Genomic DNA, 14,796 nt, shown 5'->3' with positions numbered 1-14,796 from the left:
CTCCTGCTACCCGAGGAGTGACTCCCTCCGGCGATGGACGGTTCGTCCTGTAGTACATGCGCCGCCCCCTCCCGACATACCGGGACAGGTCAGACCAGGGAGGCGGCGGCATGACCACGTCCCTGCTGCTTCTCGGGGCGGCATTCCTGCTGATTCTCGCCAACGGCTTCTTCGTGGCCGCCGAGTTCGGGCTCGTCACCGTCGAGCGCCCGGACGCCGAGAAGGCCGCCGCGGACGGCGACCGACGGGCCCGCGGGGTCGTCGACGCCCTCAAGGAGCTGTCCTTCCAGCTCTCCGGCACCCAGCTCGGCATCACCATCACCTCACTCGTGGTCGGCATGCTCGCCGAGCCGGCCCTCGCACAACTGCTCGCGGGTCCCTTCACGGCGACCGGCCTCCCGGAAGGCGCCGTACCGGGCGTCTCCGTGGTGGTGGGCATGCTCTTCGCCTCCGCCGTGCAGATGGTGATCGGCGAACTGGTCCCGAAGAACTGGGCGGTGTCCAAGCCGCTCCAGGTCGCACGGTTCGTCGCGGGCCCGCAGCATGTGTTCTCGCGTCTCTTCCGACCTGTGATCGCCCTCCTGAACGCCGTGGCCAACCGGCTCGTACGGCTCCTGGGCGTCGAGCCCGCCGAGGAGCTGGCCTCGGCCCGCACCCCCGGCGAACTGGTCTCCCTCGCCCGGCACTCGGCGCAGGCCGGCGCCCTCGAACAGGACACAGCGGACCTGTTCGTCCGTACGCTCTCCCTCGGCGAGCTGACCGCGCAGCACGTCATGACCCCGCGGGTGAAGGTCAGCGCGCTGCAGACCTCGGCGACCGCCGAGGACGTGGTGAACCTGACCCGGGCCACCGGGCTCTCGCGCTTTCCCGTCTACAGCGAGCGCATCGACGAGATCGTCGGCATGGTGCACCTCAAGGACGCCCTCGCGGTCCCCGCCCACGAACGCCTGAGAACGCCCGTGGGACGCATCGCGCAGACGCCGCTCCTGGTCCCGGAGACGCTGCCCGTGCAGCAACTCCTCGAACAGCTGCGCAGTCAGCAGCCCATAGCCGTCGTCGTCGACGAGTACGGCGGCACGGCCGGAGTGGTCACCCTGGAGGACATCGTCGAGGAGCTCGTCGGTGAGGTCCGCGACGAGCACGACCTTCTCGACCTGCCCGACATCGCCGTGGCCCCGGCCGAGGACGGCAGCCCCGCGTGGGACGCCGACGGCAGCTGCCGCGTCGACACGCTCCAGCGGATAGGGCTCGACGTCCCCGAAGGACCGTACGAGACCGTGGCCGGACTCGTCGCCGACCTGCTCGGCCGCATCCCCGTCCCCGGTGACCGGGCCGAACTGCCCGGCTGGCGGCTCGCGGTGCGGCAGGTGGACCGCTACCGCGCCGGGCGGGTCCGTCTCGTACGCACGGCACCGACCCCGGACGTCATGAGTGTGGCGGAGGCCGCCCGATGAGCATGCTCCAACTCCTGTTCGCCCTCCTGCTCGTCCTCGCCAACGGCTTCTTCGTGGGGGCCGAGTTCGCGCTCGTCTCCGTGCGCCGCAGCCAGATCGAACCGCTGAACGGCAAGCGGGCCCGCCAGGTCCTCCACGGCCTGGAGAACCTGCCGCAGATGATGGCGGCCGCCCAGTTCGGCATCACCGTGTGCTCGCTGACGCTGGGCGCGGTCGCCGAGCCGACCGTCGCGCATCTCCTGGAGCCCGTCTTCGAGGCGGCGCACATCCCCGAAGGGGCGATCCATCCGCTGGGGTACGCCATCGCGCTCGCCGTGGTGGTCTTCCTCCACCTCGTGGTCGGCGAGATGGTCCCGAAGAACCTCGCGATGGCCGCCCCGGAGAAGACCGCGCTCTGGTTCAGCCCGGGCCTCGTCGCCTTCGCCCGCCTCTGCCGTCCGGTCACGGCGGCGCTCGGGGCGTGCGCGCGGCTCGTCCTCAAGCTCTTCGGGGTCGAGCCCAAGGACGAGGTCGAGGCCGTCTTCACCAGCGAGCAGCTCAACCGGCTCGTCGGTGACTCGGGCCAGGCTGGACTGCTCGAACCCGAGGAGCAGGAGCGCCTGGAGGACGCCCTCGAACTGGGCTCGCGTCCGGTGACGGACGTCCTGCTCGACCGGGCGTCGCTGGTGACGGTGGGCGCCGGGGTCACCCCGTCGCAGGTCATCGAGCTCACCGGGCGCACGGGTTACTCCCGCTTCCCGGTCCGCGCGGAGAACGGCGCCTTCATGGGCTACCTGCACGTGAAGGACGTACTGGATCTGACCGACGGCGCGGAGGCCGACCGCGCGGTGCCGCAGCAGGTCTGGCGGTCGATGACGACGCTGCGCGCCGAGCTTCCCCTGGACGACGCCCTGACGGTGATGCGCCGCGCCGCGACGCATCTGGCGCAGGTCGCCGACGCGTCGGGCAAGGTGCTCGGCCTGGTCGCCCTGGAGGACGTCCTCGAACTCCTGGTCGGCGAGGTCCGCGACCCGGCTCACCGGGTCGCGGTTCCGCGCAAGCCCAAGGAGTCCAGGGACGGCGCCCTGGTGTGAGCGGGCGTGCGGGGCGGGGCCTCAGACCCCCGGCGGGTCCTGCGGCCCCCGCCCCGAGAGCACCTCGCCGTACGCCTGCATCAGGTCGGGGAGCCGCAGTGTCGACAAGTCGTCACGGCTCGGCTCGCCGGGATAGCCGGAGAGTCGCAGGTCGCGGTAGGCGCAGCTCTTCTCGTAGAGCGTGCGCAGGAAGCGGCCGTTGCCGAGCTCGTCGATCCACGCCTGGTCGACGACGTGCCCGCTGATGGAGCGCAGTTCGTCCAGGGCCTCCTCGTCCCACACGTCGCCGTTCTCGTCGGCCAGGACCTCGCCGATGGAGGTGAGCTCCAGGGGGCGGTACGAGGGGAAGTCCACGCGGGTGGTGAAGCGCGAGGAGAGTCCCGGGTTGGCGGCGAGCAGGCGGTCCATGCCCTCGGGGTAGCCCGCGAGGATCACGACCAGGTGGTCGCGGTTGTCCTCGGCGCGCTTGAGGAGCACCTGGAGGGCCTCGTCGCCGTACGCGTCGCCCTTGCCGTAGCCTGAGTTGGAGAGGGAGTAGGCCTCGTCCACGAAGAGGACGCCGCCGATCGCCGAGTCGATCAGTTCGTTGGCCTTCACGGCCGTCTGGCCCAGGTACTCGCCGACCAGGTCCGCGCGCTGCGCCTCCACCAGATGGTCGCCGCCGAGCAGACCGAGGGCGTAGAACGCCCTGCCCAGGATGCGGGCCACCGTGGTCTTGCCGGTGCCCGAGGGCCCGGAGAAGACGAAGTGTCGTTTCGGCGGCTGTACGGGCAGTCCTTGCGCGGCCCGCAGGCGTGCCATGTTCAGCTGCGCCGAGAGCGCCTTGACCTGCCGCTTCACCGGCTCCAGGCCGACCATGCCCTCCAGTTCGGCGAGCGCGGCCTCCAGGAGCGCGGGGTCGGTGGGGCCCGGCGGCAGCTGGGAGATGCCCGGCTGGACGGGGATGACCGCCTTCTCGCGCACGGAGTCGGTCTCGGCGGGGCCGCCGCCCGGGGGCAGGTCGGGTTCGGTGAGCTTCAGGTCGCGGCCCTCGGTGCCGAAGAGCGGGTCGATCCCGTCCGGGCCCTCCATCGCGTCCTGTCCGAAGCCGGTCAGGGCGATCGCCGCCAGGTCGGTGACCTCGTCGTACCCGTCGCCCTCGGCGATGGCCGCGAGCCGCGCGGAGGTGTCCATGAAGGAGGGGTCCACCCGGTGCACCGCGCGGTACAGCGGCATGGCGGCCGCCGAGCGGCCCGTGCCCTCGTGCGCCCTCGCCAGCCAGTAGCGCAGCTCCTTGCGCTGCGGCTGCTCGCTGCGGCACCGCATGAGGGCGGCGGACAGGAGCGGTTCTGCCTGGCCGTACATCTCCAGGCGGACGCGGGCCATGCCGCCGAAGAGGCCGGCCTCGATGCCGAGCATCGTGTCGTCGATCAGCGAGTCCGTGTGCCTGACCAGCTGCTCCCAGTCCTTGACCAGGTAGGAACGGCAGGCGTGCAGGAACCGCACCTGCGGATCCGCGTCCACCGGCGGCAGACCCGCCAACGCCCGGTCCAGTTCCGGGACATGGCGTCCGTCGAGCCAGTGCGACGCGTGCGCGAGCAGCAGATCGCGCGTGCTCTCCAGGACGGGCTGCACCCACCAGCCCAGCCAGTACCAGGAGTTGAGCGTGCGCCCGTGCCGGGTGCGCTGCTCCCCGAATCTGTCCCTGTGCTGGAACATCCGCAGCAGTGCCGTCGTCGTGTCGATGCGCAGCGCGTGCAGTCCGAGCCAGCCGTCGGCCATCGCCGGATCCATCCGCACCGCCGCCCGGAACTCCTCTTCCGCCTGCGGATAGGCGCCCATCGTGTAGGCGTCGACGCCCCTCAGCCAGGCGAGGTCGGCCGGGGCGGGTGAGCCCACCGCGTCGAAGTCCATCACGTCCCCCACAAACCGTGCCCCCGTTTGTGTACCGCCGGACCGGTGCCCGTCGGCAACTTCGCTGAACCGCCGTGCTGCGGACGGACGTTGAACCGGTGCGCAGAGCAGCCGTCCGTAAGACGCACCGAGGGGCATCGTACCTGCGGAGGAGCACTCGGCCGTAGGGTGCCGCAGCGCGGGATCAGGCAGGTGAAGGGAAGCCTCGTCGTCACCGAGGGTGAGCGAAAAGCGGCTCGTAGCGTCCGGTATGCGAGGTCAGGAGGCAGAACGAAGCCCCCGATCACGGGGGAACAACCGGGGGCTTCGCGTCTGCGGGCGGCCCCGAAAGGCCGCACATTCAGAACGTAAGTCCTGTAAGGGCCCTCGGTCAAGCAGAGTTGAGGCACTCATGGAAACTCATGAGAACTTCCGGAAGTCACTTTCCGCTGGTTCAGCGCACCGCCTACAGTCCCTCACTCTGCGTGACGATTTGGCTCTGCGCAGCCGTCTCATTCGGCCCCTGCACTACCTCATATCCCTCGCGCCACTGTCGCACCAAAGACTGAGCGAAGGGGCGTGAAGGGTCCTGTGCGAAGTGCCGGCGCTCCGCGGGTTCCCACCCGTCCCAGAAGTCGCTCTGGACCGACCCGTCCCGATCACGCCCCCGGCCCCAAGCCTCCTCGCGGGGCAACTCCATCCACAGCAGCCACGCGAGGAACGGGCGCAGCGCGCGGCGTCCCGCTCCGACGCCCTCGACGAGGACCACCGGAGCGGGCGGCAGGGAGCGCCCCCGGGGCCCGAAGCGGCGGGCGTTCCAGTCGTACGTCTCGTAGCGCGCCGTTTCGCCGCGCGAGAGCGGCCCGACGATCTCCCGGCGCAGCCGCTCCGTCCAGCCGAACAGCTCGTCGTGGCTCGCGATGTCGTCGAGGCGCAGCACGGGCGCGCCGCCCAGGGCCTCGGCGAGGCGGTCGGCGAAGGTCGACTTGCCGGAGCCCGCGTGCCCGTCGACGGCGACGAGACGGACGGGGCCGCAGGAGGGCGGCAGGGCCAGCAGATCCGCGGCGACGCGGGACAGGGGAGTGGCGTGTGCGGTCATCCCGTCCAGCGTACGGGTGCGGAATCCGCTGCTCCGCGCGCCGTGCCTGCTCACGCCAGTGGTCGAGGCCAATATTGGCGGACACGGTGGTGGTCCGAGCGCTGGCAGAAGTCGGCGTGCAGCAGCCATAGTTGGCCTACCGCCGTGCATCTGACCTGCCCCTTCCGGATCCGTCCGGAGCCCACGTCGACTGGGGGTCCCGCCATGGACCGAGCTGATGACATGTCCCGCAGAACCGTCCTCGCCACGGCCGCAGCCGTGGCCGCACTCGCCGCCACGGCGAGCCCCGCGCTCGCCTCGACCGGCCTGCGTGGTGCCCCGCGCGCGAAGCGGCCGGTGAGCAACCGCTTCTGGGCCTCGCACGCGGACTGGAGCGCCGGCACTGCCGAAGGCACCCGCGCCGTGTCCGGGGCCCGCCCGGCCGTGGAGATCGCCGAGGCCGCAGGCCGCACCGACTACGCCGACCCGCACACCGGCAAGACCGCCACCTGGGAGTACGCCCGGTGGACCTCGCCCGTGCACCGCCCCACCGTGCCCGCGACGGAGGTCGTCGCGTCCTGGAACGCCCGCACGCCGACCGGGACGTGGCTCCAGGTCGAGCTCCGGGGAACGTACTCGGACAAGGCGAAGACTCCCTGGTACGTCCTCGGCCGCTGGACCTCGGGCGACGACAAGGAGAAGGACATCCGCCGTACGTCGGTCGACGACCAGAGCGACGGCAAATCCAGCATCTGGACGGACACCTTCTCCATCGACGACACGACGACGGGGCTGCGCCTGGCCTCGTACCAACTGCGTCTGACCCTGTACCGCAAGCCGGGCGCCACCCAGACCCCCACGGTGTGGCGGCTCGGCGCGATGGCGTCCGCGGTGCCCGACCGCTTCACCGTCCCGGCGTCCAAGCCGGGGCTCACCAAGGAACTGAAGGTCCCGCGCTACTCGCAGGAGATCCACGCCGGGCAGTATCCCGAGTACGACAACGGCGGCGAGGCCTGGTGCAGCCCCACCTCGTCGCAGATGATCGTCGAGTTCTGGGGCCGCAAGCCGACCGCCGCCGACCTCGCCTGGGTCGACCCGTCCTATGCGGACCCCCAGGTGTGCCACGCGGCCCGATACACCTTCGACTACCAGTACGCGGGCTGCGGCAACTGGCCCTTCAACTCGGCCTACGCGGCGACGTACAAGGACATGCAGGGCGTCGTCACGCGCCTCGCCTCGCTCACCGAGCTGGAGTCGCTGATCGCCGCCGGTATCCCGGTCATAACGTCCCAGTCGTTCCTCAAGGAGGAGCTGACGGGCGCCGGCTACGGCACGGCGGGCCATCTGATGACGGTCATCGGCTTCACGTCGAAGGGCGACGTGATCGCCAACGACCCGGCGTCCGACAGCAACGCGGCGGTGCGCCGGATCTACAAGCGCCGGGAGTGGGAGAACATCTGGCTGCGCACCAAGCGCTACAACTCCACGGGCAAGGTCGTCTCCGGCACGGGAGGCGTCTGCTATCTGTACTTCCCGGTGAAACTCTCGGCGAAGCAGAAGGCGGCGCTGGCCGGGGTGGGGATCCACTGACGCAGCACGAGGCCCCCTCTCCGCTGACGGAGAGGGGGCCTCGTGCTGGTTACGTGGCAGCCCCGGGCAACCGGAGCGTCCGCGCGAAGTCGTCCAGGGGCTCGATGGCCGCGGCAATGACCTCCGGATCGTCGTGGTGCCCGCGCAGACTGACGTCGGGGACGCCGGGCGGGGTGTGCCAGTGGTACGTCACCGAGGTCATCATGATGCTGCTGTCCGCGGGGTACGAGAGCGTGACCCGGACCCCGTCCGCGCCCAGGTGAGGGGAGGCGAACGGAATGCTGCCGGTTCGCTGCTGCCACTCGGGGATCTCCGGGTGCGGCACGGTGGGCGCGGTGAGCCCTTCGCAGGAGGCCGCGTCGGGGGCGTCGCAGTGGATGCGGGTGGCGTGCACGACCAGGGGCATGGAGGTCAGCGGGACGGGGTGGTAGATGAACGCCTCGTCGGCTCCGAGCTTGTCCCGGAGCGTCACCACCGTCTGCTCGTAGAAGTTCTTGTGGAACTTGCGGAGCTTGCGGGTGAGCTCGATGTCGTGGACGGCGGCCAGACCGGTCAGATGCAGGTCCAGCCATTCCTTGAAGGTCCGCTTGTCGATCTGTAGGTGCAGATAGCCCCAGAGGTTTGGGTTGGCATCCGTGTCGACGTGCAGAGGGGCACCGAGGTCGGTGCTCCACAGGGTGCCTTCGGACATGCGCGGTCTCTTTCGTCGGGGGCGCGAGCAGAGGGGGGAGCTTCAGGCATAGCTCCAGCGGAAGGTGCTCATGACGGCGTCGAACAGTTCCACGAGGGTGTCATGGAAGGCGGGGTCCGAACCGGGCGCGATCAGGGCACTGAAGGAGAAGGTCAGGTACTTGTCGGGGGTGCTCTCCGGGACGGGCACGAAGTATTCGACCCGGCGGTGTGCGACCTCGACGCCCTGGGCGGGGTCGGCGGGCACCTCTTTCTCCGAGCGCAGAGCCGCGGTGTCGTCGAGCTCCCGGATCTCGGCTCCGGGGGTCTCGGAGGCGAGTGCGGCCAGGACCGCTTCCGGGCCCCTGTCGGGTGTGACCCGCGGAATCTCGATCGGTTCGGAGGCGACGATCGAGGCCGGCAGCGTGATGCCGTGGAGAGGCTCGGTAGGGAGGTAGAGGGTCATTCCGCCCTTGGCACTGGCCCGGCGGACGACCTTCTTCATCTCCTGCATGAGCTTCAGGCGGGCCTTGGGAATGTCGTCCTTGGGGAAACCGACGGGCAGCTGCGCGACGGCCTTGCGGACGATGCGGTCCATCGCCTCCCGGGTCCCCGTCTCCAGCGGAATCACGTCCCAGCCGGGCGGCGGCACCAGGTTGAAGCCGTTCGGGGCCCTGCGGTGCTCAGCGGTGGTCATGGCGCTCCCGCCTCCCTTCCAGGGCATAGGCGACGCCGACGAAGAGCGCCCACGCCGGTGCGGCGATCATGCCCGGCCAGAAGCCGAAGAACAGCGAGGGCAGGAAGAAGCCGCCGCCCATGGCGAGATCCCGGGTGAGGTAGGGCGGACGGCCCGCGTATCGCGGGTACTTCGCGAAGACCCAGACGTAGTGCAGAAGGCAGCCGACGATCGCGGCCTCATAGACGTAAAGGACGTCGTTCATCAGGGACTTCGGTACCAGGATCATGATCCCCAGTACCGGCAGGAACAGGGGCATGCCGATGATCAGGGTCAGCCGGAGCCGACGGTTGGGGCCGGTGCCGAGTCCGGTGCGAGCGGCTTCGGCCTCGGCAATGCGTTGCGCCGAGTGCAGGTCCATGGTCGTTCCTACCAGTGCGTGTCGGGGGCGGGCTTGAGGGTGTTGTCCTTCCAGTCGGAGTAACCCGCGTTGTAGGGCTTCTCGCCGGTTCCGAACTTCTCGGAGGTCACGCTCGTCAGGTCGCTCTTGCCCAGCGTCTTGTCCACGACGTCCATCCCCATGCCGGTCCAGGCGACGCCGAGGCCCGCCTGATAGGACCTGTACGCCTTGTCCGCGGCGGCCCCCGCGGCCGCCGGGAACGTGGCCTTGTTCGCCTGCAGCATCTTCGCCATGCCGGCCATCTCCTTGTCGCCGAGGTGCAGCACGGTCGACAGCGGGCTGACCCGCAGCGGCCCCTTGGCGACCAGGCCGACATTCTGGGAGATGGACTTGCGCATGGCGTTACGGGCTCCGCCGATGGCCGTCTTCCCCGCCCCTTCCGGCAGCTTGGTCATCAACCGGCCCATGTCGTCCATGACGCCCTTGACGCCGCTGAGCCCTCGGCTCAGACCGGCGGTCCTGGCGGCCTGGGCGGCGCCGGCGGTGGCCTTGGCGCCATTGGCGAGCTTCGCGGCGGCACCGAGGCCACCCACCACGAGCAGTCCGCCCACGACGTCGAAGATGACATCCGTCCAGGTGGCGTCCCCGGAGGCCACCAGGAGAAGTCTGAGTCCGATCGTGAGGGCCGCGATCCCCAGGATGACCAGGTTCAGACCCGGAATGAGCAGCGCCAGGAAGCCGAGCCCGGTCGCGATCCAGCCGAGAATGTCGATGAAGGCCTTGATCATGTCCGCGTTGTCATGGACCCAGCCCTTGACGTTGTCCCACCACGAGTCCTCGATGACGTCGTCGATCTCGTCATTGATCTTGCCTGCGCAGTGGCTCGCGTCGCTGTCGCGGTTCCCGGTGACGGTGCTCAGGCGCGTTCTGTACGACTGCAGCGGGTCGCCGTCAGCTCCGCTCTCCGACGGGTTCGGCTTCTTGTCCTTGTCCTTGTCCGCCTTCTCGGCTTCCTTGGCCTTCTCCCGCTCGACCTCGGCGTGCTTCTCCTTGGCCTCGCGCAGAATCCGGTCGGCGTCGTCCTGGTGGTCCTCCAGCTTGTTCGCCCACTTGGTGAGGTGCCCGTGGACGCGCTCGTACCGGGAAGCCACCTCCCGCATGTGCTTCTCCAGCGTGCCGGAGTCCTCCCGCAGCCGCTGGACGTACTTTCCCTTGAGCTTGTCCTCGTCCGAGATGGCCTTGAGGTTCCCTGCCTGCTTACGCAGCTTCTCGGCGACCGACACCATGTGCCGGACCTCTTCCCGGATCTCCTCCGGGTCGCCGGGAACGGGGTCGGTCTCGCACAGCGGCTCCCAGTCGACGGGGCGGCGTTTGGATGCCGTTGTGGTCACCGGCCCTTCCCCTCGCCTTTGCCCTTGCCCTTGGTCTGCTTCTCGAGTTCCTCGTCCAGCTTCTCGAAGGCCTTCTTCGTCTCCGCGACGAGCTTGCCGGTCGATTCCAGGCCCTCGATCAGCTTGGTGCGGTAGTCGTCCCAGTTGTCGACGAAATCACCCATGGCGTCCGCGACGTTCCCGGCACCCCAGTGCTTCTCCATGTCGTCACGACGGTTCTCGATGTCCTTGAACGTCGTGTGCAGATTGCCGAGTTGGCGTTCGCAACCGCTCAGGAACTCATAGTCGACCGTGAGGTCGCTACCGGACACAGCTCTCCCTCCCGTGACCCGACCGCTGTACCGGGCAGGCCGCAGAGCTTGTTCAGTTCATGACCCGGGGATCGTAACCGACGGGGTGGATCCGATCATCAGCACGACGGCCCCTCCCGCTGATGCGGGAGGGGCCGTTGTCCGGAACGGGCTACTTCGCCTCGGGTGCGCCCCGGCGCAGGCGGGCCGCCTTCGCGTCCACCTCGTCCTGGGAGGTGCCGGCCTGTACGACGACCACTGCCTGAGAGCCGTCGGGCAGCGTCGCCTCCCGCATTTCCGTGCCGAGGAGCGGCGGTCGTTCGCGGTCCTGCTCGTTGTCCGCTCTGTTTGCGGCGCCCGTGCTGTTTGCGTTGTTCGCGTAGTCCTCGTCGTCCGACATGAGACCTCCCAGCTCGACGGGAGGCCCACCGTACCCGTGGATCACCCGCGGATCCCGGTGCACGAGCGGCGGACGGCGTGCTTCACACGAACGCCGCGCCGCACACGAACGCCGCGATCAGGGAGCTCAGCCCTGGACCGGATCCACCACCCAGTCCGGGTGCCCCGGCATCGGCGGGGTCTTCGAGCCGTACAGCCACGGCTTCAGGAAGCCCGAGAGGTCCTGTCCCGCTACCTTCGACGCCAGGTCGATGTACTGCCGGGTGCTCGCGGTCTTCCCGCGGAAGCCGGTCACCCATGCCCGTTCGATCTTCTGGAACGTCGCCTCGCCGACCTGCTCCCGCAGGGCGTACAGGACCAGGGCCGAGCCGTCGTAGCGCATGCGCTTGAAGAGGTTCGGCTCGGTCGGCTCGGCGGGGGCGCCGTAGTCGCGGCGCCACTGGTCGTGGGCCGCGTAGGCGGTCTTCATGGCGGCCTCGAAGCTGTCGCCGCCGTGCTCCTCGGAGTACATCCGCTCGTAGAAGCGGGCGTGCCCCTCGCTCACCCACAGGTCCGACCAGCTCTTGAGGGCGACGCTGTCGCCGAACCACTGGTGGGTCAGCTCGTGCACCATGTTCCGCTCGGCGTCGACCTTCGTGCCCAGGAGGTCGGCCTTCGGGATGAGCGAGAGCGTCTGCGTCTCCAGGGCGACACCCAGGTCCGTGTCGCCGACCAGGAGGCCGTAGCGGTCGAAGGGGTAGGGGCCGAGCTTCTCCTGGAGCCAGGCGAGATGGTCCGGGGTCAGCTTGCGGTACTCGGCCGTCGGCTCGACCAGGGCGTCCGGGACGACGTCCCGCAGCGGCAGACCGCCGGGGCCCTCGCCGTCGACCAGCTTGAACTTGCCGACCGCCAGCTGCACCAGCTGCGTGGACAGCGGCTGCTCGGAGTCGTACGTCCAGCGCACCCGGTCACCGGGACGCTCCGCCCGCTCGACCAGCTTGCCGTTGGCGACCGCCGTCAGGTCCTTCGGCGTGGTGATGCGGAAGGTGATCGGCGCCCGCTGGCTGGGGTGGTCGTTCGCCGGGAAGATCAGCCGGGCCCCGTTCGGCTGGGGGTAGACCACCGTGCCGTCGGCGGTGGGTATCCAGCCGTAGTCCTCGATGGCGTCGTCCCGGTGGCGCGTCTGCGTCGGGTCGGCGGTGTACGTGACCTTGGCGGTGAACGTACGGCCCTTGGTGATCGGGGACTTGGGCGTGACCGTCAGCTCGTCCCCCGCGCGGGAGGTGCGCGCGGCCGTGCCGTCGATCTTCACGCCGTGCAGGGTGTTGCCCCCGAAGTCGAGGTTGAAGCGGGAGAGCGACTGCGTGGCGGTGGCCTTGATCGTCGCTGTCGCCTCGAACGGCGTTCTCGGTGCCTGCCAGTCGAAGTCCAGGGTGTAGCGGTCGACGCGGTACCCGCCGTTCCCGTCGAGGGGGAACATCGGGTCGCCGAGGCCGGCGGCCCCGGGTGTCGGAGTGCCGGATGCGGACGGCGCGGCCTGCGACACCGTCCCGGTGAGGGCCGCCGTCACGGTGACGGCTGCCGCGAGGGCGAGCCGAGCCCTGCGGCGGGGCGTCCGGTACGAGCTCATCGGGAAACCTTTCGGTCAGAAGGTTGCGCGGACGAGTCAGCGGGGGTGCGCTTGGGGGTGTGCCCCGCCGCTTGTAGTGAGACGCACATCTCTTCGCCCGAGTTGTACGGGATTCCACGGCCCGGGTCGTTCGGGATTCCCGCGGCCCGGGTCGTTCGGGATGCCCGCGGCCCGGGCCGTACGGGATCCGGCGGGCCAGTGACCAAGCTCTCTCCCGCGGCGGCGCGATCCGATGGCAAGGTGGATGGGTCAGTGGGGGGAGTCCGCTGCCGGACGTCGCGTCGAGAGGCGTGACGCATACGTATCGAGTGATGCCATGACCGCTGCCACAGCCGCTGCCACCGCCACCGCACAGCCCCGCGCGACGACCCGCACCGGCGGCCCCGACGAGGACGGCCCCAAGGTCCTCGAGCACGTCCTCGGCTGGACGCTCGTCGTCGTCCTCGCGATGCTCGTCACGCAGATCGGTCTGATGTGACCCGGGTCTCTCGACCCCGGGTCTCCTGACCCTCGCCTTCCAGGACCGGATCCAGGTCCGCCCGCCAGTGCCGCCGGGGCACGCCCACGAGCCCGTAGAGCCATCGCACGGGCGAGCGCCGCGCCAGCAGCGTCAGCCCGGCGACGACCGCGAAGAGCGGCAGGCCGATCCACCCGCCCAGGAGGCGGACGAGGACGCTCGCGACGAGCGCCCCGGCGAACGGCAGGCCGTACACCCCGGCCGCCGCGACGGCGATCGCCAGGAACCGGTGCACCTTGCGGTCCTCGTCGGCCCCGGGCAGCGACCAGCCCTCCATCAGCCAGCCGATCTCCGTGAGCAGCATCGTGCCGATCACGGCCGCGCCGAAGACCAGCAGCGCGAGGAACGTCCCTGACGTCAGGAAGTCCAGTACGTGGTTGACCACGCTGTCCTGCCGCCAGCCCGTGAAGTCCCCGGCCCCGGCGGAGAAGAACCGCTCGTACCCCCGGCCGTCCCAGCCGTGCACCAGCGTCCCGAAGAGCAGGAAGTACCCGCCCACGCACTGGAGATACGCCCAGTAGCCCGCCCCCACCAGGACGAGCCCCTGCGCCACCAGGAACCCGAGGATCGCCGCGACGGGGATGCCTCCCGCGTAGAAGAGCACGAACCCCGCCCACACCCCGTCGTGCCCGTCCGCGACGTGCATGGTCGCCCATGCCGGGTTCTGCCAGAGCAGGAAGAGCCCCGTCGGGACCAGCAGGACCGCCGCGAAGAGCGCCGTGAGCGCCAGATACGGATTGGCGGCGCGGCTGCGCGTCCGCGGCCCCTCACCCGCGTTGATCCGCTCCCACACCTGCAGCTGCCGTCCCGCGGAGAGCGCGAACGTCGCACCGATCGCGTACGCCCAGAACAGGGCGGCCTGGATCTGGATCATGCCGACGCCTTCAGGGTGAGACCGCCCGCGACGATCACGTCCGATGTCACCAGGGCCTGTTCGGCCTCCACGTCGGTCATGAAGACGAATGGCGGTACGACGGGCGGCACCGGCAGCTTGTCGGGCGTGAAGGTCACGCAGAGCAGCCCCTCCAGGCAGCCCCTGAACTTCGTCAGATAGAGCGTGACGGAGCCGTCCAGGTCCAAGGTGTCGGCGCCCAGGGAGAGTTCCCTGCTCCCGTCGCGCGTCGTGAGCCGGTAGTCGGTGAGCGACGCCGCCTTCATGCGCAGCACCATGACCTTCAACGGCCCGTCGGCCGTGGGGATCTCGCGCACACCGGCCAGCGTGAAGCCCTGCGGCGAGAAGAGCGTGGTGGTCACCGTCGGCGGAGTGCGCGCCGCCACGATCGCCTCACCGGGGGCCGCCTTCGCCGGAGTGCCGCCCCACAGCGTCGCCCCCACGACGACGACCGGAAGGAGCACGCCGAGCGTCCGCGTGCCCTGCCCGTCGCGCACCCGGGGCCGCTCGCGCTCCTCCTCCGTCCCTTCGGGCACCGGCGTCCAGCCGAACCCCATCGCGCTGCCGATGATCCCGAGCACCATGCCCACCAGGAACCCGCCGAGATTCGTGGCCGCGAAGGAGAGCACCGAGAGGATCAGGGCGTTGACGCTCACATAGTGGTGGGCGTGCGGCAGCAGCCACAGGAAGATCCCGGCGGCGATCAGGGCAAGGCCGATCCCGATCGCCGCGAGCCCGCCGAGCCCCAGGCTGACCAGGACCGTCAGCGGCGACAGCGGCACCAGGAGCAGCTCGGCGCCGCCCAGGACGAGCAGCAGGCCGCCCCAGAAGGGCCGGGTGCGCCGCCACGCGCGCAGCACCCGGCGCGGCTCGCGCAGCGGCAGCC

15 protein-coding genes are annotated in these 14,796 nt (G+C 70.1%); 4 read left to right on the top strand and 11 right to left on the bottom strand.

What is annotated here, in order from left to right; translation table 11 throughout:
• Positions 1-110: 110 nt before the first annotated feature.
• Together ABZ906_RS41200 and ABZ906_RS41195 are read left to right on the top strand one after the other, a co-directional pair.
• On the top strand, positions 111-1,454 hold the full coding sequence (locus tag ABZ906_RS41200; RefSeq protein WP_361391639.1) for a hemolysin family protein: 1,344 nt from the start codon (positions 111-113) through the stop codon (positions 1,452-1,454).
• The gene (locus ABZ906_RS41195; RefSeq protein WP_361391636.1) at positions 1,451-2,527 is read left to right on the top strand and encodes a hemolysin family protein; all 1,077 of its coding nucleotides are present in this window, start codon (positions 1,451-1,453) and stop codon (positions 2,525-2,527) included. The genes ABZ906_RS41200 and ABZ906_RS41195 overlap by 4 nt, the downstream gene beginning before the upstream one ends.
• A 21-nt stretch (positions 2,528-2,548) precedes the next feature.
• Here ABZ906_RS41195 and ABZ906_RS41190 read toward each other — a convergent pair whose 3' ends face one another.
• Together ABZ906_RS41190 and ABZ906_RS41185 are read right to left on the bottom strand one after the other, a co-directional pair.
• Entirely contained in the window at positions 2,549-4,420 is a 1,872-nt protein-coding gene (locus ABZ906_RS41190; protein ID WP_361192230.1) for an AAA family ATPase, read from the bottom strand.
• 445 nt (positions 4,421-4,865) lie between these two features.
• Entirely contained in the window at positions 4,866-5,498 is a 633-nt protein-coding gene (locus ABZ906_RS41185; RefSeq protein ID WP_361391633.1) for a hypothetical protein, read from the bottom strand.
• A 204-nt stretch (positions 5,499-5,702) separates the two neighbouring features.
• Here ABZ906_RS41185 and ABZ906_RS41180 point away from each other — a divergent pair, with 204 nt between their 5' ends.
• Positions 5,703-7,067, top strand: coding sequence for a peptidase C39 family protein (locus ABZ906_RS41180; protein ID WP_361391630.1), 1,365 nt, complete (start codon positions 5,703-5,705; stop codon positions 7,065-7,067).
• Positions 7,068-7,116: 49 nt separating this feature from the next.
• On the opposite strand, the gene ABZ906_RS41175 is transcribed toward ABZ906_RS41180, so the two are convergent.
• From ABZ906_RS41175 to ABZ906_RS41145, 7 genes are all read right to left on the bottom strand, one after another.
• Positions 7,117-7,758 (bottom strand): hypothetical protein, encoded by a 642-nt coding sequence (locus ABZ906_RS41175; RefSeq protein WP_361391628.1) that lies wholly within the window; start codon positions 7,756-7,758, stop codon positions 7,117-7,119.
• 42 nt (positions 7,759-7,800) lie between these two features.
• Entirely contained in the window at positions 7,801-8,433 is a 633-nt protein-coding gene (locus tag ABZ906_RS41170) for a hypothetical protein (protein WP_361391625.1), read from the bottom strand.
• Entirely contained in the window at positions 8,420-8,833 is a 414-nt protein-coding gene (locus ABZ906_RS41165; RefSeq protein ID WP_361391622.1) for a hypothetical protein, read from the bottom strand. The genes ABZ906_RS41170 and ABZ906_RS41165 overlap by 14 nt, the downstream gene beginning before the upstream one ends.
• 8 nt (positions 8,834-8,841) lie before the next feature.
• Positions 8,842-10,203 (bottom strand): hypothetical protein, encoded by a 1,362-nt coding sequence (locus tag ABZ906_RS41160; protein ID WP_361391619.1) that lies wholly within the window; start codon positions 10,201-10,203, stop codon positions 8,842-8,844.
• Entirely contained in the window at positions 10,200-10,514 is a 315-nt protein-coding gene (locus tag ABZ906_RS41155; RefSeq protein WP_361391616.1) for a hypothetical protein, read from the bottom strand. The genes ABZ906_RS41160 and ABZ906_RS41155 overlap by 4 nt, the downstream gene beginning before the upstream one ends.
• A 151-nt stretch (positions 10,515-10,665) precedes the next feature.
• Complete coding sequence (locus ABZ906_RS41150; protein ID WP_361391613.1) at positions 10,666-10,893, bottom strand: hypothetical protein; 228 nt, start codon at positions 10,891-10,893, stop codon at positions 10,666-10,668.
• A 126-nt stretch (positions 10,894-11,019) separates the two neighbouring features.
• Positions 11,020-12,501, bottom strand: a complete 1,482-nt coding sequence (locus ABZ906_RS41145; RefSeq protein ID WP_361391610.1) for a M1 family metallopeptidase — start codon at positions 12,499-12,501, stop codon at positions 11,020-11,022.
• A gap of 316 nt (positions 12,502-12,817) precedes the next feature.
• Between ABZ906_RS41145 and ABZ906_RS41140 the strand changes: the two genes are divergently transcribed.
• Positions 12,818-12,979 carry an SCO1431 family membrane protein gene (locus ABZ906_RS41140; protein ID WP_361192204.1) on the top strand — a complete coding sequence of 54 codons (162 nt, stop codon included), beginning with the start codon at positions 12,818-12,820 and terminating at the stop codon, positions 12,977-12,979.
• On the opposite strand, the gene ABZ906_RS41135 is transcribed toward ABZ906_RS41140, so the two are convergent.
• On the bottom strand, positions 12,957-13,892 hold the full coding sequence (locus ABZ906_RS41135) for a hypothetical protein (RefSeq protein ID WP_361391607.1): 936 nt from the start codon (positions 13,890-13,892) through the stop codon (positions 12,957-12,959). The two genes, ABZ906_RS41140 and ABZ906_RS41135, sit on opposite strands and share 23 nt — an antisense overlap.
• The gene (locus tag ABZ906_RS41130; protein WP_361391795.1) at positions 13,889-14,794 is read right to left on the bottom strand and encodes a DUF6114 domain-containing protein; all 906 of its coding nucleotides are present in this window, start codon (positions 14,792-14,794) and stop codon (positions 13,889-13,891) included. Before ABZ906_RS41130 ends, ABZ906_RS41135 begins: the two co-directional genes overlap by 4 nt.
• Positions 14,795-14,796 lie beyond the last annotated feature (2 nt).

Origin of the sequence: Streptomyces sp. NPDC046925 (assembly GCF_040644915.1) — a bacterium.
Lineage (GTDB): Bacteria > Actinomycetota > Actinomycetes > Streptomycetales > Streptomycetaceae > Streptomyces.
The sequence above is the reverse complement of the archived record's forward strand: the minus strand, read 5'-3'. Positions and strand labels throughout refer to the sequence as shown.